The organism is Allobosea sp. Tri-44 (genome assembly GCF_004123845.1).
GTDB lineage: Bacteria > Pseudomonadota > Alphaproteobacteria > Rhizobiales > Beijerinckiaceae > Allobosea.
On record NZ_NBDP01000007.1, the window covers coordinates 537,714 to 559,711 of the forward strand.

General features: G+C 68.6%; 3 protein-coding genes. All 3 read right to left on the reverse strand.

Annotation, left to right across the window (positions count from 1 at the left end; genetic code table 11):
- From B6S44_RS09045 to B6S44_RS09055, 3 genes are read right to left on the reverse strand one after another with little or no spacing between them, the layout of a single operon-like run.
- On the reverse strand, positions 1-1,632 hold the full coding sequence (locus tag B6S44_RS09045; RefSeq protein WP_129156542.1) for a ShlB/FhaC/HecB family hemolysin secretion/activation protein: 1,632 nt from the start codon (positions 1,630-1,632) through the stop codon (positions 1-3).
- A complete protein-coding gene (locus B6S44_RS09050) occupies positions 1,629-21,293 on the reverse strand; it encodes a leukotoxin LktA family filamentous adhesin (protein WP_129156543.1) in 19,665 nt (6,554 codons plus the stop codon). Before B6S44_RS09050 ends, B6S44_RS09045 begins: the two co-directional genes overlap by 4 nt.
- 2 nt (positions 21,294-21,295) lie before the next feature.
- Positions 21,296-21,862: an invasion associated locus B family protein gene (locus tag B6S44_RS09055; RefSeq protein ID WP_129156544.1), complete on the reverse strand. Its 567-nt coding sequence runs from the start codon at positions 21,860-21,862 to the stop codon at positions 21,296-21,298.
- Between the last annotated feature and the right edge of the window lie 136 nt (positions 21,863-21,998).

Here is a 21,998-nt window from a genome sequence, read left to right on the forward strand (position 1 = left end):
TCAGATGCTCGCGCGCAAAGTGAGCCGGAAATAGAGTTCGACATCGCGCTGCGCGGCCGAGACGCGCTGGAGCGGCCGCCCGACGCCACCTTCGAGCGATGCCCAGTCGAGCGGGCGCCAGATCAGCCCTGCGCCCACCGAGGTGGCGTGCGTCACCCGCGCGCCGTTGAGATACGTCTGGCCGTGGTCGAGGAAGACGAAGGTATCGAGCTTCAGCGGCTCCGGCAGCGCATAATGCAGTTCCGCCTGGCCGTAGAAGCCCGAATTGCCGAAGGCGCTGCCGATCGGGTAGCCGCGAACCGTCGTCGGACCGCCGATCTGGAATATCTGGTCACCCGGCAGTTGCGATTCCGTCGTATATTGCCCGGCGCCGACGAGCGAACCGTAGATATCATCGGTGATGCGCCAGAGCGAAGCGCTGTTGCCGGTCCAGATCGTATAATTGCGCTTGGCGCCCGCCAGCGTGTCCTCATGCGCCACCTGCGTCCAGTTCACGCTCGTGGAGTGCGTTAGGTTGGGCAGGTTCACGGTCAGCAAGCCGCCAGCCGAGGTCTTGATGTAGTTGGTGTCGACCGTCGAGATGTCGAGGAGCTTGCTGCGACCGCGACCGCGGCCGAGTGCGCCGGTCGCCTGTAGCAGAATGGTATCGGTGGCGAAGATCGGCTGCGAAAGCGTGAGCGCCCCGCTTTCGGATATGCCCTCGGGGCGCAGTTCACGGATGGAGCCGCCGACGATGCGATAGGCCGAGCGCGTATAGGTCACGCCGAGCCGCGTGCCCCAGGGCGAGACCGGAATTGTATAGCTGCCGGTACCGAGGATGCTACCCCGCGCCCGCGAGCCGTAGAGCACCAGCTTGTCGTCGATGCCAAGCAGATTATGGTGGCGCAGGAAGAGAGTGCCCTGATAACGACCGGTCGAGAGCACGCCCTGATTGTCGTAGGAAATCTGGGCGGTGTTTCGCAGCGGCTCGGTCAGCGCAAGATCGATATCCGTCAAGCCGAAGCTCGCGCCAGCTGCAAGCTGGGCCCGGACCTGCAGTTCATTGAGGCGGTTGAAGATCGAGACTTGGCGATTGAGCGCCGGCGCATCGACGACGTCGTCCTCAGCGATCGGCACCTGCGCACGGATATACCAGGGCCAGGTCTGCACGGCCCCGCTGATGCCGACCTTTCCGATCCGCCCCTCGACGAGCTTGACCTTGAGCACGCCGCCGTCGAGCTTCTGCGGCGGCAGCACGGCGCTCGCCGTGATCTGGCCCTTCGCGGCATAGAGGTCGTTGACCTCCTGGACGAGCTTGCCGATCGCGGCGAGATCGACCCGCTTGCCGAGATAGCGGGCCCGGATGGCATCGAGCTCGGCCTGGCTGATAAACTTCGATGTGTCGAAGTCGACCCGCGTCAGCACCACCGTCGCGCCGCCCGCAGGGAATTCGAGCCTTGGCCCTGGCGTGGGCGCCACCACGCCCGGGCCGCGCTGACGCGGCGGTGCGGTCTGGCGCTCGATCTCGCGCCGCTGGCGCGCAGCTTCGTTCTCCAGTGTCTGCGGCAGGACCTGCGCAAGCGTCGGCCCTGCGGCGATGCCCGCTGCAAGAGCCAGACCGAAACCGACGGCGACGCGTCTTACGCGGTTCAAGGCTGCTCCTCGAAACCGGCGAGATTGACGATCGGCTTGGGCGGTGCGCCTGTGCTGGCGGTCGTGGCAGGCTCGTCGGAGCCCGTGCTGCGCCAGCGACCATCCGTACCCAGAACGAAGCCGCGAGCGATCTCGCCGAAGGACAGCCCGTTCGGCAACAGAGTGCCAAGCCGCGCCAGATCGCGGCCCAGATGCATCGCCTCCGGGGCATCGGCGACATCGGAGTCGAGCCCGACGATGAAGGCGCTCGTCGCCAGCCGCTTGCCGTTGACCGTCAATGAGAAACCCCGATCCCGCTGATAGAGTTGGACATCATAACCGGGCACCGGAGCAAGGCTGCGGTTATTGGCGAGGATGGTCATGATCGGCGTCGACACGCGCAACGCGCCGGGGACGAAAGCTTCCGTGATCGCGAGATCGTTCGAGGTTGTGGCGAGCACGCCATCAACGGTTTCGAAGCGGTCGATCCGGAAACGATCGGTATCGATACGCAGGTCGACCGTCTGGGCGGTGCGTTCGCGGAAACCGGCAATGTCGAGCTTGAGCGGCAACCCCGCTCCGCCGGGAAGCTGCACGATATCGGCGGCAATGCGCGTGCCGAGGATGACGATGCTGTCGCCCGCACCGAACCGCCCGAGCTTGACCTCGTCGGCTGCGACACTGGCGCTACGTGCGGCGCCAGTTTCGATCGCGATCGTGCCACTGCCGCTGCGGCCGGCCTGCAGCACCAGCGCATCGCTCGCGACCACGAGCCTGCCGACGATATCCTCATCGGCCGCGAGCGAAGCCGAGCGGCCGGCATCGAGGCGGTCGAAGACGATGCCGCGCGCCTGCAGGCCGATATCGCGCCCGCTGGTCAGCGTTCCGCTCCGGATCGTGCCGGCTGAGGACTGGAGCAGGATATCCGTGCCGCTGCGGACAGTGCCGACAGCGAGCTCCCCGAGTGCCGAGCCGGCTACGGTGCCGGCGCCTTCGAGCAGGTCGACCTTGATATTGCCGCGCTGAGAGATGAGCGAGACCGCGCCCGAGCGCGCCCGCCCGGTGCCGAGCGAGAGGTTTTCACCGGCCAGGACGGCAAGATCGTGTTTGGCATCGAGGCTACCGAGCATGACCGAGCCGCCGGCCGAGAGCCGCGCCGAAGCGCCGGCAACGAGTTGCGAGATCGACAGATCAGTCGCGGCCCGCAGCGTTGTCGTCCCCGTGGCCTCGATGGTGGCGGCCGTGATGCCAGCGCCGATCGAGGTTACGGCGAGATCGCCTGCGGTCGTCCTGGCGCTGCTCAGCGTTACGGCATCGGAAGCGGACAGGATCGCGCTTGCGGCGCTCAGGGCACTAATACCCAATGTCCCGCCATTGGCGGTGACGCTCGCCGTGCCGCCCGCTGTCAGGCTGTTCGTCACCGAGATCGAGGCCGCGGCGGTCAGCATCGCGTCTTCGGCTGCATCGATGCTCGCAGCGGTGATGCCGGCACCCGTCGAGGTCATGGCGAGATCGCCTGCAATAGTCCTAGCACTGCCGATTGCGATGGCCCCCGAAGCCGTCAGCGTCGTGGTCGCCCCGGCGTTCAACCGATCGACGCCCAAGGCTCCGCCGTTGGCCGAGAGGTTGGCGCCGCGCCCCGCGCTCAACCCGTTCGTGACCGAGACAGAGGTCGCAGCTGCAAGGGTCGCGCTTCCGGCGGCATTGACGGTCGCGGCAATGATTCCAGCGCCCGTCGAAATGACGGAGAGGTCGCCCGCGCTCGTTCCGGCGCGCCCCAGCCTGATCGCTCCGGAAGCGGACAAGAACGAACTCGCCCCTGCGCTCAGCCTATCAATGGCGAGCCCCCCATCGCCGGCTGCGACATTAGCCGCGCCGCCCGCCGTCAGGCCGTTCGTGACGAAAATCAGGGTCGCAGCAGTCAACGTCGCATCCGCGGCGGCGTTGATGGTCGAGGCCGTGATCCCCGCCCCGCTGGAGTTCAAGGACAAGTTACCGGCGGTCGTCGTCGCAGCGCCCAGCGCGATCGTACCCGATGCCGTCAGCATCGAGCTCGCGCCAGCGCTCAGGCTGCCGAGATCGAGCGTCCCGCCGCTGGCCGTCACGCTTGCCGCGCCGCCTGCCGTCACATCATTTGTCACCGAGACCGATGTATGAGCGGTCAGGGTGGCCGTGTCCGCCGCATCGATGCTCGCGGCGGTAATACCGGCGCCCGTCGAGGTGATCGCGAGATCGCCGACCGTCGTCGTGGCGCCACCGAGCGTGACTGCGCCCGAGGCCGTCAGCGAGGAATTCGCGCCGGCGTTTAGCCGGTCAATGGCGAGCGTACCGCCGCTCGCGGTGACGCTGGCCGCGCCGCCCGCCGTCACGCCATTTGTCACCGAGACCGAGGTCGCGGCGGCAAGCATCGCATCTTCTGCCGCGTCGATGCTCCTGGCGGTGATATTAGCGCCAGTCGAGGTGATCGCGAGGTCACCCGCCGTCGTCGTCGCGCTGCCCAGCATGATCGCGCCCGAGGCCGTCAGCGATGAGCTCGCACCGGCGCTCAGGCTGCCGAGGCTAAGCGCCCCGCCGCTGGCGGTGAGGTTAGCCGCGCTGCCGGCCGTCAGGCCATTCGTCACCGAGACCGACGTTGCGGCGGACAGCGTGGCCGCACCGGCCGCCTCGATGCCGGTCGCGGTGATGCCCGCACCCGTCGAGGTGATGGAAAGATCGCCCGCCGTTGTCGTTGCGCTGCCCAGCATGACCGCGCCCGACGCCGTCAGCAATGAGCTCGCTCCGGCTCTCAGGCTGCCGAGGTCGAGCGCCCCGCCGCTGGCGGTGAGGCTGGCTGCGCCGCCCGCCGTCAGGCCATTTGTCACCGAGACAGAGGAGGTGGCTGTCAAGGTCACATCGTCGGCGGCATCGATGCTGGCGGCGACGATACCGGCGCCGGTCGAGGTGATGGAAAGATCGCCCGCCGTCGTGGCGCTGCCCAACGTGACCGCATTGGAGGCGGACAGGACTGCTCGGGCTGAGCTCAGGCTGTCGATATCCAACGTCCCGCCACTGGCGGCGACGGTCGCGACACCACCCGCCATCAGGCCATTGGTCACGGAGATCGAGGTCGCTGCCGATAGCATCAGGTTCCCGGCGGAGGCGATGCTGGCGACATCGATGTCGGCGCCGGTCGAAATGACGGCCAGACCGCCCGCGGTCGTCGTCGCGGTACCGAGTGTTACCGTGCCCGAAGCTGTCAGCGTCGAGCTCGAACCGGCATTCAACTGAGCGACAGTCAACGTTCCGCCATTGGCCGAGAGGTTGACGCCACTGCCCGCGACCACGCCGCTCGTCACCGAGACCGAGGTCGCAGCCGAGAGAGTTACGCTTCCGGCAGCGTTGACGGTTGCGGCGATGATCCCCGCGCTGGTCGACGTGACAGAGAGGTCGCCTGCGGTCGTAATCGCGCTACCCAGCGTGATCGCCCCCGAAGCTGCCAGGGACGAAGTTGCTCCCGCGTTCACGCTGCTAATCGCGAGCGTCCCACCATGAGCCGCCACGTTCGCCGCGCCGCCGGTCGTCAGGCCGTTCGTCACCGAGACGGCGGTAGCTGCGGTCAACCTGGCTGCGTCAGCGGCATTGATGCTGGCGGCCGCGATGCTCGAACCCGTCGAGGTAACGGAAATGTCCCCCGCCATTGTTGTCGCAGTTCCGAGCGCGATCGCGCCCGACGCGGTCAGTGTCGAGCTCGCGCCGGCATTCAGGCTACCGAGATCGAGCGTCCCGCCGCTCGCGGTGATGCCGGCCGCACCGCCCGCCGTCACGCCGTTCGTCACCGAGACCGAGGTCGCGGCAGCGAGCGTCGCGTCTTCGGCCGCGTTGATGCTCATGGCAGTGATGCTGGCGCCAGTCGAGATGATCGCAAGATCGCCCGCCGTTGTCGTCGCACTGCCGAGCGTGATAGCGCCCGAGGCCGTCAGCGACGAACTCGCACCGGCGCTCAAGCTGCCGAGACCAACCGTCCCGCCGCTGGCGGTGATGCCGGCCGCGCCGCCCGCCGTCACGCCGTTCGTCACCGAGACCGATGTCGCGGCAGCGAGCGTCGCGTCTTCGGCGGCATTGATGCTCACGGCAGTGATGCTGGCGCCGGTCGAGGTGATCGCAAGATCGCCCGCCGTTGTCGTCGCACTGCCGAGCGTGATAGCGCCCGAGGCCGTCAGCGACGAACTCGCACCGGCGCTCAAGCTGCCGAGACCAACCGTCCCGCCGCTGGCCGTGATGCTGGCCACGCCGCCTGCAGTCACGCTATTCGTCACCGAGAGCGAAGTCGCTGCAGCAAGCGTCGCATCTTCGGCTGCATCGATGCTTGTGGCGATGATGCCCGCGCCCGTCGACGTGACGGAAAGATCGCCGGCCGTCGTGGTGGCGCTGCCGAGCGTGACCGTCCCCGACGCCGTCAACACCGAGCTCGCGCCGGCGTTCAGGCTGGCGAGCTCGAGTGCTCCGCCGCTGGCGGTGAAATTGGCCGCACCGCCCGCTGTCAGGCCGATCGTGACCGAGATTGAGGTCGCAGCAGCCAGTGTCGCGGCACCGGCGGCCTCAATGCTCGCAGCGGTGATGCTGGCGCCCGTCGATGTCACGGAGAGATCGCCCGCGGTGGTAGCGGCGCTACCCAGTGTGACTGCACCCGACGCCGTCAATATCGAGCTCGCGCCGGCGCTCAGGTTGGCGAGGGCAAGCGTTCCGCCGCTCACCGTGACATTGGCCGCGTCACCCGCCGTCAGGCCGGTCGTGACCGAGACCGAGGTCGCAGCGATCAGTGTCGCATCGTCGGCAGCATCGATGCTGGCGGCGACGATACCGGCGCCGGTCGAGGCGATGGAAAGATCGCCGGCCGTCGTCGTGGCGGAGGCAATCGTGATCGCACCACTCGCCGAAAGCGTGCTGTCACCACCGGCCGTGAGTGTTCCAAGCGCCAAGCTGCCATTGCTCGTCGAGAGCCGCGCACCCGAGTTGCTCGCGACCGTGTCGAGGACGAGATCGCCGCCAGCGCTCAGCGTGACCGCGCCTGCATCCGCGGTGAGACTGGTGGCATGAGCGGCGCCAACCGTTGAAAGATAAACGCTGCCATTCAGGCTGCGCGCAGAGATCGTGGGCGCGGCGAAGGCGAGTGACGCACTCGCCGTGCCGATGCCGTTTCCGGCGTAGAGCGAGACCACGCCACCTGCCTGGGAAGCGTCGAGCAGGGGGCCGCTATCGCCGTTGCCAATGATTGTGCCCGTCGCGGTCAGGGCGATCGAGGTGCCTCCAACCGGGGCGGCGAGTGTGCTGACGACGCGCCCCAGCACGAGGTCGCTGCCGGAAGCGAGAGTGATGCGGCCGGCGGCCGTGATGTCCGCACCGCTCGCCATGGCGATTCCGGCGCCGGTGAGGGAGACGCCTCCGGTGCCAGAACGGGCACGCTGCAGGACATCGATCTCGCCATCGGCGGTCACGCTGAGCCCAGTCTCGGCAGTGAGATTGCCGAGGCGGAATGCGGTGGGCGACTGACCGGCGATGGCCGGGCCCGAGAGCCAGGCGGACCCGCCAATGGCGCCGGAAATCGCACCGGTGGCGCCGACCCGCAGACCGAGTGCCGCGGTCGCAGAGCCGACATTGCCGGTCGCATTCAGCTGGATCGAACTCGCCGAGATCGCGACACCCGGCAAATAGCCCTGGATGCCGCCGGCCCTTGCGGTCAACGAGGCTAGGCCGGACGCGAAGATGCGGCCGATCTCGGCATTGCCGGCATTGGCGACGAGATAGGCATCGCCGGCCGCCGCCGAGGCGGAGACCAGCCTGCCGCCGATCTGGTAGGTCAGCGGTGTCGCGGCGGAACCGATGCCCCCGCCGCCTGCGACCAGAATGAGATCGCCATTGGTCTGGATCTGCACCGGGCTGCGCGGCGTCGTGCCGTCGGCTTGCGTCCCGGCGACGATCGCCTGCGGCGCCTGCAGGCTGACCGTGCCCGTCGCGGTGATGCGGCCGATCGTCAGCGTGCCGCCGGCCGAGTTCGGCGCACCGGTCGACTGGACATAGACGTCCCCTTGCGCCGAAGCGGAGAACGTCCCGGTCGCGTTGATGAAAAGCGGCGCGGTCTGCTTGACGTCGACGCGGATGAGCGTGACGCCGTTCGGGACGTTGTTGAGATCGGTGACCTCGACGAGGCTGCCATCCTGCCTCTGCCCGATGAGCTTGACCGTGCCGGGTGTAGTCGCAACCGCGAGCGCGGCGAGCTGGGCATTCGAGACTGAGCCACTGCGGATGTCCGCCAGCGCAACCTGCACATCCGGCGCGAGCGAGCCGATGCTGCCGGCGGTGTTGAGCGTGACGTCGTGGCCAATGACCAGCGCCCTGCCATTGCCGACGACGCCCGGGTCCGGCTGCAGCGCCGAGGTATTGATCGCCGAGACGAGCTGCCGCTCGGTCCAGACCGCATCGCCGGCGATCCGGTTGGCAAGGCCGGGAGCGACACCCGCACCATTGACGCTGAAGCTGTAATTGCTCTCGAGCGTCGCCGGGTTGAAGCGCGCCTGGTCCGCCCAGCCGCCGCCATAGGCGGACTCGAAGACGCCCGAATAGGCAGCGTAACGCCGCGCGGCATAGGCCGCGACTTCGTCAGTCCCGGCCGTGCGCCCGAGCTCGGCATCGGCGAAGGCTTGATAGAGCGGGATAGCGGCAGTGTTGAGGGTGAAGACGCGCTTGTCCGGCACCCCGTCATTGTTGGTGTCGACCATGGCGACGATGCCATCGCGGAGCAGCGCGGAATACTGGGCGTAGGTCTGCGTGACCTGCTTCTCGAACGCAGTGATACTGCCTTGGGCGGCGGCGGCGGCGCCGTCCGCCGCGGTGAGTTTCAGCGCACGCGAGACCTTCGAGAGCTGGTCGGCGCTCAGCGCCTGCGCCGCTGTCTGTCCCGAGGCCGAGACGAGCCTGCCGGCGACGACGTCGATGCGGACATCGCCGGCCCAGCTCTCGATCTGCCCGACGCGCAGATCGCCCGCGACCTGAGAGATGCCGATATCGCCACGGGCGGTGAGGCTGACGACACCATCGACATAGCTGCCATTCGGCAGCTGCGTTGCGACCGCGCGCATCGTCATCAGGTTCGAGAGCGAGCCGATGCTGCCCTCGTCGCTCACCAGCGTGATGTTGCGACCGACGACGTTCGTCGATCCCGTGGCCACGGCCTCGAGGCTGCCGGTGGCGCGCACATTGATGTTGCCGTAAGCGCCCGGAGTCTGGTCGGCGCGCAGGGCGACAACCCGGGCGCTGCCGGTGATGTCGAGATTGATGCCACCGCTGCCCGTCCTGGCGTCGAGCTGTGCACCCGGGGTCAGCGTCGCCTGGATCGCCGCCGATTGCGTGCCGATCGAATCGCGCGCGGTCAGCGTCAGGTTGTTGCTGAGGATCGTGGCGTTCGCCACCTGGGTGAAGCTGCCGCCCGAGGCGACGATCGTCGTCGTGCCGCTCGGATTGACGATGTTGCCCTGCTGGATGACCGAGCTGTTCGAGGTGATGCTGACGCGGCCGGCTGCATTGCCGGCGAAGCTGACCGCGAACGGGTTGTCGGCCTTGACCGACGCGGTGACCTGGACGAAGGCCCGGGTTACATAGTTGTAGGCCCACTGCGCCTGCGATGCCCCGGGCTGGGCGACGAAGTCGCGATCGCAGTGATTGATCGCCTGCCCGTTGCAGCCGCCATAGGTTGCCGAGTTGTGGATGAAGTCGAGTTGGCCGCCGGTGATCTCCTGCGTCAGCCCGACATGAGTCAGGCTGGTGTCGTTCGTGACCCGCCCCGACACCTGCGTTGCGCTCGGGGCCTGCGCGTTGCGCGACCACCAGTACCCCCAGTCCTGACCCGGATTGGTGCTCGGCGACTGGGCGTCGACATAGACCCAGGGGTTGCCCGACGTGCCTGAATCGAAGCGCCAGTAGACGCCCGGGATGTCGCGCTGGTTGCGGTTTGCCTCGGTCAGGCCCTCTTTCTGGAGCAAGGCCTGCTGCGTCCACTCATAGCGCGTGCCCGTGACGGGGTTGTAGCTCGTCGTGTCGCCTGAGATGAAGGCGACAGGCGTCGAGGCGCCGACGCCGCTCAAGATCGGCTGCGCGCCGTTATGGGTCTTGTAGACCGCGATGCCGGAGCCCGGCGTATAGGCGTAGACGGTGGTGTTCGCGCCGGAGGTGACGAGCCGGTCGACGATCGTGATCTTGCTGACGCTGGCGCTCACTCCTGCGGCCGTGCCGGTGTTGATGCGGTTGACGACGAAATCGAGCCCTGACTGGTTGTTGACGCTGACATCGCCGAAGCCGCCATTGATCTTGATGCGGCCGAGCGTGTTGGTGCTGATGATCTGGCCGTCGAGCAGCACCGAGCCACCGCCCGAGGAGGCGTTGACGTCGGCCATGACCAGCCGGTCGTTGACGAGGTCGTAGGAGACCGGGGCCGCGCCGGCGGCCGACCAGCCTCCACCGAAGATGCTGGCCAGGCTCACTGTCGTGTAGCCGGCATCGAGCCAGGATTGACGGGAACCGCGCAGGATATCGCCGACGTTCCCGCCGATATTGCCCGACCAGTTGGTGATCCGCCCCGCCTCGATCGAGGCGTTGACGTTGATCGTCGTCGCCTTGATCGCGACCTGGGCGCCGTAGATCTGCGTGCCGCCGCCCTGCGCGACCGGATTGCTCTCCCGGTAGGTCGGGACCGTCGGAATGACCATGAACCGGATATTGTTGCCCATGTCATAGCCGCCGGTGCAGTTGTAACCGGAATCGGCGATGTAGCCGGCGCAATTTCCGAAGAACTGCATCGAGAAGTTGCGGGTCACGCCCTCGCTCTGCCTGCCATACAGGAAGTAGTTCAGGTCGGTCGCGCCCTGTCCCGCTGCGAGCGCGTTGGCCGCGGCGATGACCGCTTCATCGGCGTTGAAGCTGGTCGAGCCCGGCCTGCCGCCCGGATAGTAGATATAGGAGCCGTACTCAGCCTGTGGCGAGGCGCCGGGCGTGTACATGCCGTTCGGCCCGTTCGACGAGACCGCGACCGCGCCGTTCGGCACGGTCGCATTGAACTGCAGCGCGTCGATGCGCTGGCCGGAGAAGCCGAACGAGCCAAGCGTGTTGTTGATCGAGACCAGACCGCCGAGATTGGTGAGATCGCCCGCGATCAGCAGCGCCGGCCCGTTGCCGCTGGCGTCGAGCTGGCCGCCATAGGCGTTGTCGATGATGATCCTCGGCGTCGCGTCCGGATTGCTCTGGCGTGTCAGGGACCCGCTGGAGCCGACGATCTGGCCGCCGGTCGACTCGGGGATATAGGCGCCGCCGTCGAGCACGAGATAGGCGGCGCTGCGGTTGATCACGGTGATCGACGGGCCGCCATTGGCGATCAGTGAACCATTGCCCTGGACCGTGCTGGCATTGACGAAGACATTGCCGCCCGCCGCATAGAGCTGGCTGAGCCGCACCGCCTTGACTGGAGCCGAGCTGACGCCGGAGATCAGCGTGCTCGCGACCGCGGCGTCATAGCGGGCATTGATGTAGGCGACGGGATCGAAGGCCGTCGTGTAGCTGGCGGTCACCGGCGCGCCGCTGATGAAGCGGATCGTCGGGGTTTCATTCAACCCGCATTGCGCCGAGGCGTTGACCCCGCAGCCAATCTCGACGCGCTGGGTGTTGTAGATGCCGGCGGTCGCGGTGCCGTTCATCACCAGCGTCGAGCTCGACGACCTGCCCGGGCTGCTCGATCCCGATGTGACCGGGATGAAATAGAGCTGGTAGCCGTGGCCGGTGCCGTCTGCATCGGCGTCGAGCACGCCGTCATAGGCTCCGAGCGTGACGTTCTGGGCACTGGAGATCGTCGTGCCGCTGCCGACCTCGACGCGGGCATGGTGCTGCAGGTCGGTCGAGGCGTCGGCGTCAGGGACGGCGATGAGGCCGCGGACATAGCCGAGCGCATTCGCCGTGCCGGAAAGCCTGTTCGTGCGCAGGCCCGCGCCGTCGCGGCCGGCGGTCACATTGACGTCGTAGAGGCCGAGCAACTCGGAGTTCGTGCCGATCAGCACCTTGTTGTCGGTGCGGATGGTGACGTCGGCATCGGCGAGGCCGACGCTGGCGAGGCCGTAGGTGCTGACATAGGCGTTCGCCGTGACATCGGCGATCGTATAGGTGCCGAGGTTGATGACGCCGAAGGAGTTCAGGACGACGTTGTTGCCGAGCGTCACTGTGTTGTCGACATCGGCGCGATAGCGCGCCGACACCCCCGCGCCCTGCAGGAGGCCGCCGGTGGTCAGGGTCGCGGTGTCTTTGCCGACGAGCTCGCTCCAGGCCTGGACGAGGATCGACCCGGGTGCGGCGGTCGGGCTCGTACCGCCGATGAGGACGACGCCGTTTCCGAGCGTGATGTTCGATGTGCCGTCGATCCCCGTCCGCGAGGTCGCGCCGGCGCCATTGATGCCGCCGCCGGCGGCTGCGCGCACTGAATCGCCGAGATCGAGCTGGCTGAACGCATTGCGGCTGGTCAGCGAGATCGCCTGCAGGCAGCTCGTCAGATAGCAACCAGCCGTGCCCGGGCCGGCGGCGGTGATCCGGGCGCCGGCGCCCAGCGAGACCAGCACGTCGACATTGGCGCTGTTGCGGGCGAGCGCGGCGCTGGCGCCCAGCGCCGTGGCCTGCAGGCTGTCGACCAGCGCGGCATAGCGCGTGGCGTGGCTCGCGGCGATCGCCGCGATCCCGGTCTGGATCACTGCATTGGCGCCGATCGAGGCGGTCACATCCGAGGTGTTGGAGGTCGAGCCGGTCGCGCCGGAGCCCGCATAGAGGCCGCCGCCGGTGCCGGCCTCCGCACGCACGATCTGCGTATCCTCGCCGCCCGCAGTCAGGGTGAACCTGCCGGTGCCGCTCCCGGCCATGGTGGACGAGGCGCCAAGCGAGGCCGTCGTCGTCGTTGCGGCATCGGCCTGGGCGTTGACCGCGCCAACGGCCCCCGTCCCGCCGACGGTCACGCCAGTCGCCTTGGCCGCCTGGAGCGTGGTGTTCGTCGCGGTGATGGTCACGGTGCCGGACGGCAGGCGGACATAGTCGCCGACCGAAGCCGTCACCGAGCTGGTATTGCGTGCCCGCGCATCGGTGCCGGTAGCGCTGACATAATAGGAGCCCGAGCCGGCAACCGCCGAGGCGGCGGCGGAGTAGCCGCCGCGCGCGAAGCCGGAGGTCGAATCCGCCAGCCTGACGGCATCCCCGGCAGCCGTGCCGAACACCGAGCCGGTCGCCGTGACCGAGAGGAGGCCGGCGGTGAACTGGCTCGCGATCAGGCTGGCATTGCCCTCGATCGCGGCGAGCACCTGCGTGCCGACAGTGGCGTTGGCAACGGCGACACCGACCGCAAGGCCGCCGGCGACCGCGACGCCGAAGGCTGCTGCCTTCGCATCGGGCGATGCTGTCGCCGTGACGCTGATCGTGCCGGTTCCGACATTCGCCCTGGCGCCGGCGCCGATCACCGCGGAGACGTTGGAACTGTCGGTCGCATTCGCCGCCGCGCCCGAGCCGGCCACGAGCAGGCCGCCGACGCCGGCCACGGCCGCGGCATGGGCCGCGCCGGTGCTTTGCGCGCCGATGGTGAGGCCGGTTCCGGTGAGGCTCGAGCCGTTTGCAAATCGCGCCGCAACTGTGCTCTCGGCACTGCTCTTCGCGAGCGAGACACCGAGTGCCAGACCGCCCGCCACCGTGGCGCCGAACGCGTCCGACCGGCTGGTCTGGCTGTTGTTCGCGTTGACGCTCGTCGCGCCGGTCACCGTCAACGTACCGCCTAGCGTCGCCGTGACCTGGTTGGAAATCGCACCGTCGGCCACGGCAGCGCCAGCCGCAGCGGCAAGACCGCCGGCGCCCGCAGTCGCCTCGACCCGGGCGGCGGAGCCCGTCCCGTCAGTCGAGTTCGCGGTCAGGGCGATGGAGCCAGTGGTCACGCTGATCTGGTCGAGACGCGCCGAGACCTTGTCGCCGATATCGGTATAGGCGGTCGCCGCGCCGACGCCGCCGCCACCCACCCCGACACCACTGGCGGTGTTGGTCGTCGTCGTCCGCGACAGCGCCGAAACGGAGACGGCCCCGCTCGTGATGCTGCCGCCGCTCACGCTGGCGGTGGTGGCGGAGCCGGCGCTTTCAAGCAACGCGGCAGCGCTCTGCGCCGCCGGAGCAACGATGCGGCTGCGATTGCCGGTGAAGAAGCCGTATTGCTGGGCGGCGTAGTTCCGTATTTCGGCATCGTTCGCCGTACGGCCAAGGTTGGCGTTGGCCTCGGCCCGATAGGTTTCGAGACCAGCCGCCGACAAGGTCAGGACACCGCCGCTGACGGTGCCGTTGGCGAGCAGGCGGGCATAGGCGTCGTTGGCGGCGCTGCGAACCTGGTCGTCGCTCGCGCCCGGGGTCGTCGCGACCACCTGCGAACGATAGGTGCTGAGGCCGGTGTCGCTGAGGAGATAGCTGACCGCGCCGCCGCTGAAGGCCGCGTAACGCGTCGCTGCCCAGCTGCGAACCTGGGCGTCGGATGGATTGGCGATACCGAGCGCCGTCGCCGCATTGCTGCGCAGCGCAGTGACACCCGCATCGGTCAACGTATACGCGCCGCCGGAGACCGTGCCGTTGGCCAGCAGGAGATTGTAGTCGGTCCGCGCGGCTTCGCGCAGCTCGCTCTCGCTCATCGCCGTGCCGGCGGCGCCGCGATAGCTGCGATAGCTGGCGAGCCCCGCAGTGCTCAGGACGAGATCGGCATTGCCGGCGGTGAGTTGGCCGATGCGGGAGAGCGTGCCGCTGCCGCCGGCAGTGAGCTCGCCCGATGCGCCCGCGGGCGCGCCGGTGCCGACTGAGATCAGGGCAACTGCCGCGCCGATGCCGGCCGAACCGCCGACACCATAGGTCACGGTCAGCGCGCTGACATCGCGCTCGGAGGTGGCGGAGGCCGAGACCGCGCCCGGCGCAACCAGGGTCGAGCCCTGGATATCGGCCTGAACGAGGCCGTCGAGGCTGGCGATATTGGCGGCTGCGCCGGCGCCGATGCTGCCGGTGGCACCGGCGGCCGTCGTCGGCGTGATGCTGGTCGCCTCATGGGCGGTGACGCTGATGCCGGCCGCGCTGGTGACGCCGCCGACGGTCTGCGTCGCGCTCGGCTGGATCGTGACCCGGGCGCCGTAAAGTCCAGCGCGCGTCTGGTTGTCGACATCGACGAAGCTGACCATGCCGGCGACGCCGGCGAAGCCGCCTGCCGCGCCGCCTGAAGCGAGCGTGGTGAAGGCGTTGCGGCTCGCTGCGGCCACGGCGAGGGCGCCATTGAGGTTGAGCACCGTCTGGCCGGAGCCGCCGCCGACCGTCGCCAATGTCGCATTGCGGCTGGTGCCGACGATGAAGGCGCTGCCGACACCAACGCCGCCGATCCCCACGGCGACCGTCCGGGCATAGAAGCCGTTGCGGCTATCGGCGGTGACGCCGACCCGCCCGGCCGTGACCAGGCCCTGATCCAGCGAGGCGCTTGTCGACGCGTTAAAGCTGTTGACGACACCCATCGCCGCGGCGCCGCCGAGGCCGAGGGCGAAACCGATCACATTGCTCGCCGCCGATTGCGAGGAGGTCGCGGCGATGTCGAGCGCACTGACGCCGGGGCCGGTATAGCCGGGAGTCGTCGTGCCGGTGGTCGACCGCGTCAGCGCTGCCCTGGTGCTGCGCTCCATCGCCGTGCCGGCATTGGCGCCGCTGGCGGCGACGCCGCCGATGGCACCGACGGTGATGAAGGTCGCGGCGTAGGAGTGGCTTGCGGCCTCGACGGCGACCGCCGTGCTGCCGGTGCCGGTCAGGCGGGTGTCGACCTGGCTCGAGTCGATCGTAGCGCTCGTGCTGCCGCCGAGCACATTGCGGATCGGCACGATCGCGACCGCGCCGGTGATCGGGAAGGCGGCGACGCCGCCGGTGACCGCATTCGCCAGCACCGATTGCTGCGAGGTCGCGATGACGCCGAGCCCATGGACGCTGCGAGCCGTCATCGCCAGCGAGGGCTGCGCCGCGCTCGGGGCGTTGGCCGTGCTCAGGTCGAAAGCGGTGAGAAGCTGGCCGGCGTCATAGCTCAATAAGCCGGTGCCGCCGGCACGCGCATCGACGCTGCTGCCTTCGATCGCGGCGGCAGTCGCACCGCCGATCGTGTTGTTGACGACGGAGACGCCGCCCGCGACGCCCGGCGCCGCCGCCGTGGCGCCGAGGGCGCCGGCCGAGACCGTGATCCGGTCGGTGTTCGCGGCGAACACGCCGAGATTGTTGCCGGCGATGATGTCGGCGCCGGTGATCGTCGCACCGACGTCGGTGGCGACGCTGTTGTTGGCGACCGAGCCGGCGAGGCCGACATTGCGCGACAGGGCAATGCCGATGGCGATCGTGTCGATCGTCGCGGTCGAGCCGGCAGTCAGCACGACGTCGCGCGAGGCGCGGATCTGCGTCCCGTCGATCTCCGCCGCGACGTCGTTGGCGATGCTGCTCTCGACGATCGAAAGGCCAACGGCCGCGGCGCCGATGCCGATGCCCAGCGAGCCGGCGCTGCCGCGGATCGTCGAGGAAGCCTGCGCCTGCACAGCAACGTCGCGGCTCATGATGCTGCCGCCGCTGATCCGCGCGCTGACGACGGCATCGATCGTCTGCTGCGCGACGGAGGCGACACCGGCGAACTGACCGGTCGCGACACCGAGGCCGACCGCCACTGAGGTAATCAACGACCCGTCCTGCGCACGCACGGTGACGCCGGTCGAGCTCGTCAGGTCGACGTTCTCGATGAGCGCGATATGCGACTGGCTGATCGTGTTGCTGAGGAAGGACGAGCCGATATTGTTCTTGCCGGCCTGGACCGCGCCAGCAATGGCGATGATCGAGGCGCCGATGGGGTTCGCGGCCTGGTTCGCATTCGTAGCGCTGCCGGTGAAGTCGATCTGGCCGGGGTCGGTGTTGGCGAGCCGGCTATCCAGCGCGGCGTCGAGCGTGCCGTCCTTGCCGCTGTCAGCGACGACGAGGACATCGCCGTCCATCGCGATGCGCGACGGGGCGCCCGAACCATCCGTGATGGCCGCGCGCGTCGTCGGGCTGATCTCGGTGATGACGATGGCGCCGGCCAGGCCGTTCGAATCGGGGCCGCCGCCGCCGGCAATTGCGCTCGACACGATGCGGCTCGATGTCCGCGCCGCGACAGTCAGCCTGTCGACCGCCGAGAGTGACGTATCCGTGATCAGCGCGGCCACAGCGTCGCGGCCGGAGGGGTCGCCGATCGAGACATAGGTGAGCGCAACGCCGAGACCAGCCTGCGCGCCGGCATAGGCGGCGCCACCGCCAATGCCGATATCCGTCGCGCGATAAGCGTTGACCAGCACATCGTTGCCGGACGACGCCCCGGAGATGCCGTTGATCGCCGAATTGCGGATCTGGGCGCTGACGCTGTCGGTGATGATGCCGATCGCCGCCGAAACCGCAGCCGCGCCGCTGTTGGCGCGAGCGGCGGCGATGCTGACGCCGACCACGGTCTGACGCCCGCCGGCCAGCGCCTGCACGATGGTGTCGCCCGCCCCGGTGATGGTCGTGCTGGCGATGCGGGCATCGGTGCTGTTGTCGAAGAGGCCGATCGCGACCGCACCCGAGAGGGCGCCGCTGAGCGGGCTCGAGGCACCGGTCAGGTTGAGGGCCGCCGAGCCGGACGCGACCTCGGCGACAGTGGCGTTCGTCGCCGCGACATCGGTGATGACCGCGCCACCGGCCTTGGCGACCACGACCGCACCGTCGATCCAGGCGGAGGTGCCCAAGGTCGTGGTGGCGACTGCGGCGCTGCCGGCCGCGGTCAGGCTGATGCTGCTGCCGGCGCCGGAGCGCAGCACCGCCGCGTCGGTCTTGCCCTGGGCGGCGATGCCCTTGAAGAAGCTGAGCTTCGAGGCGTTGGGATCGGAGATCGCCGCGGCGATCGAGGCGACGGTTATGCGCCCATCCGTCACTGCCTCGACATCGAGCGAACGGGTGGTGATCAGCCCTTGTGCGTAGCCGCTGCCCAGACGGTTGCCAGACAGATCGGCGGAGTTGTCGCCGATATAGGCCCGCGTCACCCCGGCCGTATCGAGCGCCGCGACGGAGACGCCGATGGCGTTGGCGCCGCCATAGGTGACGGCACCGGTCAGCGCGAAGAGCGAGACGAACTGGCGGGCCGTGACATCGATCGAGGTGACGTCGATCGTCGCCTGGTTGCTGATCGAGGCGAGCGTATGATTGTCGATGCCGACCAGCACGACCATGCCGTTAGCGGCGAAGGCACCAGCAGCCTTGCCCGAGGTCGGCGCGAGCACGAAGATCTTGTCTTCGGTCTTCGCCGTGACCGCGAGTTCGAGCGCGGTGATCGTGACCCCGGCGCCAACCGCCGCAACGGTGCGGCTCTCGCGCTGCAGATCAGCAAAGGCACCGCCCACTGCCGAGCCGGCGCCGCCGGAGGTGCCGGTCCCGGAGAAGATGCCGTAGTTGCCGGCGACGTCGATCGTTTCCGTCTTCGTGCTGGCGGCGACGGTGACGGCCTTGTCGAAGCTCTGGAGCGCGCCGGTGCCGAGCGCGATGTCCCAGGAGCCGAGGCCGCTGTTCTGCCGCAAGATCGCGCCGGGACCGACATAGGCCTCAGTCTGGTTGGCGATCTTGTAGAAGTCGACGGCGCCGGCGAGGCCGAGCTGGCTCGATTCCGCCGTGGCGCTGGCATAGCTGGTGAGGATGTTGCCGGCGACGCCGAAGGTGCCGTTCAGATGCGAAAGCGTCTCGCCGAAGCCGCCCCAATCGGTCCAGGTGTTGGCGATCGGCACAGCGGTCGTCGCGGAGACGCCGATGCGATTGGCGTCGACGGTGACGCCTGCACCGATCGAGGCCCGCGAGGTATGGCGGAAGTCGCCGTAGACGACGGCGGCCGACATGGCGACCGTCGCTTCCGGATTGACGGCCGTCGGGTTCTTCGAATTCGAGCTGAGACCGGCATCGGCCGCGGCACGCAGGGCGAAATCGCGGACATCGCTGACCACGGCTGCCTTGGTCGCGTAGATCGTCGGGGCCGTGCCACCGGCATCGGCCGCGATCGAGGCGATCGCCGAGAGATCGCTCTTCGCCAAAGTGAGCGTGCTGCCGAACTTGCCGATCTCGCGCGAGCCGAGTCGGGAGGTCAGCGGGGCAAAGAGCACCTCCATCGCATTGGCGACCTGGAGCGACTCGATGATCAGATTCTGCCCGAGCGTCACCGCCGAGGCGGTCGCGTTCTTGCTGTTGTCCGAGATCGCCTCGACCGTGACGTTGCCGATCCGGCCGCTGCTCGAACCGAGCGAGGCTCCGAGCCTCGCCTCGGCACTCGCCTTGGCATCGGAATAGGCGACGGACAGGCCGACCATGCCGCCGCTGATCGACATCGCCGTGGCCGAGGTCGAGAACGCGTTCTCGTTGATCGCCGAGACCCGGACATTGCTCGCCGAGGACGATACCGTGACAGTCGCCCCGGAGCTGACGATCGCCTTGGTCTCGATGTCGGTGGTGCCGACGGCGACGGCGAAAGCGGCCAGGGTTTGTCCGGCTGACGCCGCGAGCGCCGTCGCCCCCAAAGTCGCCTCGTTCTTCGCCTCGACGGTCAGGTTGCGGCCGATCGTCAGCGATGCCCCCGACTCGACCTCGGCGGTCACCCGCGCCTTGAGATCGGCATAAGTCACTGCAGCCGCCATCGGCGACACCGCCGTGACCGAGATGGCCGGCAATGTCGCTTCCTGCGTCCCGGTCGCGCTGATGACGATGTCGCGCGTCGCGGTGATCGAAGCCCCGTTCTTGACCGAAACGCGGGCGGTGATGTCGCTGGCGACATAGCCGCCATTGAGACCGGTCAGGATGGACAGGTTTGTCAGCCCGGCGAACAGCGCGAGGCCTGGGCCGGGATTGATAAAGGAGGAGATGCCGGTCGCGTCGGCCAGGAGCTTGACGTCGCGCCCGGTGATTGTGCCGCTGACGTCGATCGTCGCCTCGGCCGCCGCCTTGCCGGAATTGCGCTGGTCGGAGGCGCTCGCGGTCAGCGTAACGTCGCCGGCCGCGTGGAGGCTGCCGGGGCTGACGCCGGCCAGCAGCTGACCGGCGACGTTGATCTGCCGGGCCTCCAGCGTGATGCTGCCGGAATCGCCGAGGGAGGGGTTCGCGACCGAGAGTGCGCCGCCATTGGCAGAGCGGTTGAAGTTGCGGGTATCGATGATCCCGTCGCCAAGGATGGTGATGCTGTTCGTCGCCTCCACCAGCACGTCCGTGCCGTTGAAGACGATATTGGCGCTGCCGCCGGTCCCGATCACGACGTCGGTCGGGTCGATATAGAGCAGGCCGGCCTTGCCGTTGCGGGCCGAGAGATCGACATCGACGGCACCGAGCGTGACGGTCTGCCTGGCGCTGAGCTCAAGAAAGCCGCCATCGCCGCTCGTGCCCGCCACGCCGCGGAACACGGCACCGGACGCGACATCGAGATTTGTGCCGGCAAGGACGATCGCCGATCCGCCCTTCCCAGCCACATCGCGGGCCGCGCTGACGTCGATCGTGGCGCCGCGGGCAATCGCAATCGCGGCGTCCGAGGTGATCGAGACCTTGCCGCCGTCACCGGTGTTCACAGGAGTAGACGGAGCCGTGCCGGCCGGGAGGGGGGCCGGCGCAGTGCCCGTGGCCGTGATCTTCGCCGTCTGCGCGATCGTGGTGCCCCTGCCCGAGCGGACAGTGACGGTGCCGGCGGCACGCCGTGCCGTGGCGTTGGCACTGAGCTGACCGGAGACAGTGACGGTACCGGCGGCGACGATCTCGATACCGCCGCCCTTGCGCGCGACCATGCCGCCGCCATGGCGGAGGCCGGCCGTGTTGACGCTCTGTGAGAAGGCGGTGCGATGCCGCTCGCGGCGCTCGGCAATGTCGACCGGAGCAGCGTTCGTCCTGATCTGCCCGGCAACGCTGACGGAGTGGCCGTTCAGCGATACGCCGCGACGCGCGTTGATTACGCCGTCGATGGTGATCTTGCCATCGGGCGAGATCGGCACATCGTTCGCTTTGAGCCTGGCGGCCATCGTCTCGTTGACGGTGCCGTCCGGGCCGATCACCTGGTCGAGGAACTCACGTGTCGGCGTGTTGACCGTCAGCCGGCCGGTGTTGATGACGCCGCTCGGCCCGACGGTGAAGCCAGCCGAATCCGAGAAGTAGACATGGCCCCCGATCTGGCCGTTCCGGTAGGAATTCAGGATGCCGTTGATGACCACCGGCCCATCGCGAACGATGTTGACCAGCACGCCGGTGTTCTGCGGCAGGTGCATGTTGACCGTCGAGCCGGCGCCCTGCTCGAAGCGCGAGAACGAGTTGTAGCCGGCGCCGCCGGAGATCGTCTTCGTCGTGATCGTCGTCGTGTTGCCGCTGACCGCGACATTGGTCTGCGTGCGTCCGTCCGGCGTGATGACGTTCTGGGCGAAGGCGGGCGCGTTCCAGAGCGCGAGCGCCATCGCCTGCCCGACCAGGCAACGCTGCCGCAAGGCGGCGAGAACGGAGCGACGCTCGCTCGGAGCCGCAACGTAGCGCAACACCGCCCCGTCCGTGCGGGTCGCGGTCTGTGAACGAGCGTCGCGGCGCCGGGCCATGGTCAGAGCCGTTCCTTGGCGAGGGCCTCGACAGCCTGATCGAGCCCGCGGGTCGACAATGGCAAGGCGAGGTCACGCCCGGCGGCATCCTTGAAGACGATCCGGCCGGGCTCGCTCGCCTTGCGCCACTGCTTGACCGTCTCATCGCCAAGCGCCGCATCGGCAAAGCATCCGCTCGGAATGCAGCGCCGCCAGCCGAGCTCGAGCGGCTTTGCGTCCTTCTCGCCGATGGCAATCTGCACGACGCTGGGGAAAGAGATGCTGATCGGCATCACGGCGGTGACCCGCAGCGGCTCCCCGGCGGCTGCGCGGCCGACGGCGACCTGGGCGATCGGGGCCTGCTGCCCCTGGCTTTGCAGGACTTGCGCGACTTCGCAGATGCGGGCCGACTTGGGATTGTCCGAGACGCGCTGGCAGCGCAGCGTCCAGTCACCAAAGCTCGCGGTGGTGCTGCTGGGCTCCGTCGACACCGGCTGAACGGCGGGCGTGGACGGTGCCGCGGGCTGGCTGGCAGGTTTCGGAGCCGTCGACTGCGCGACGGCGGAACCCGCGCCCATGGCGAGAGCCATGCCCAGCACCGCTGGACCGAACAAAATGTGCACTGCTGTCACGCCCCCACCCCAATCATGCCGCCGGCGCCTCGCCCCGCGATAGCTCCTCACACCGACGGGCCGCCCGACCAGTTCATCCGCAATGTCCTGTCGG

Bases quoted from the DNA above. Each gene is read 5' to 3' on its own strand.
- B6S44_RS09050 (WP_129156543.1), bottom strand. From the start codon at position 21,293: ATGGCCCGGCGCCGCGACGCTCGTTCACAGACCGCGACCCGCACGGAC.
- B6S44_RS09055 (WP_129156544.1), bottom strand. From the start codon at position 21,862: ATGGCTCTCGCCATGGGCGCGGGTTCCGCCGTCGCGCAGTCGACGGCT.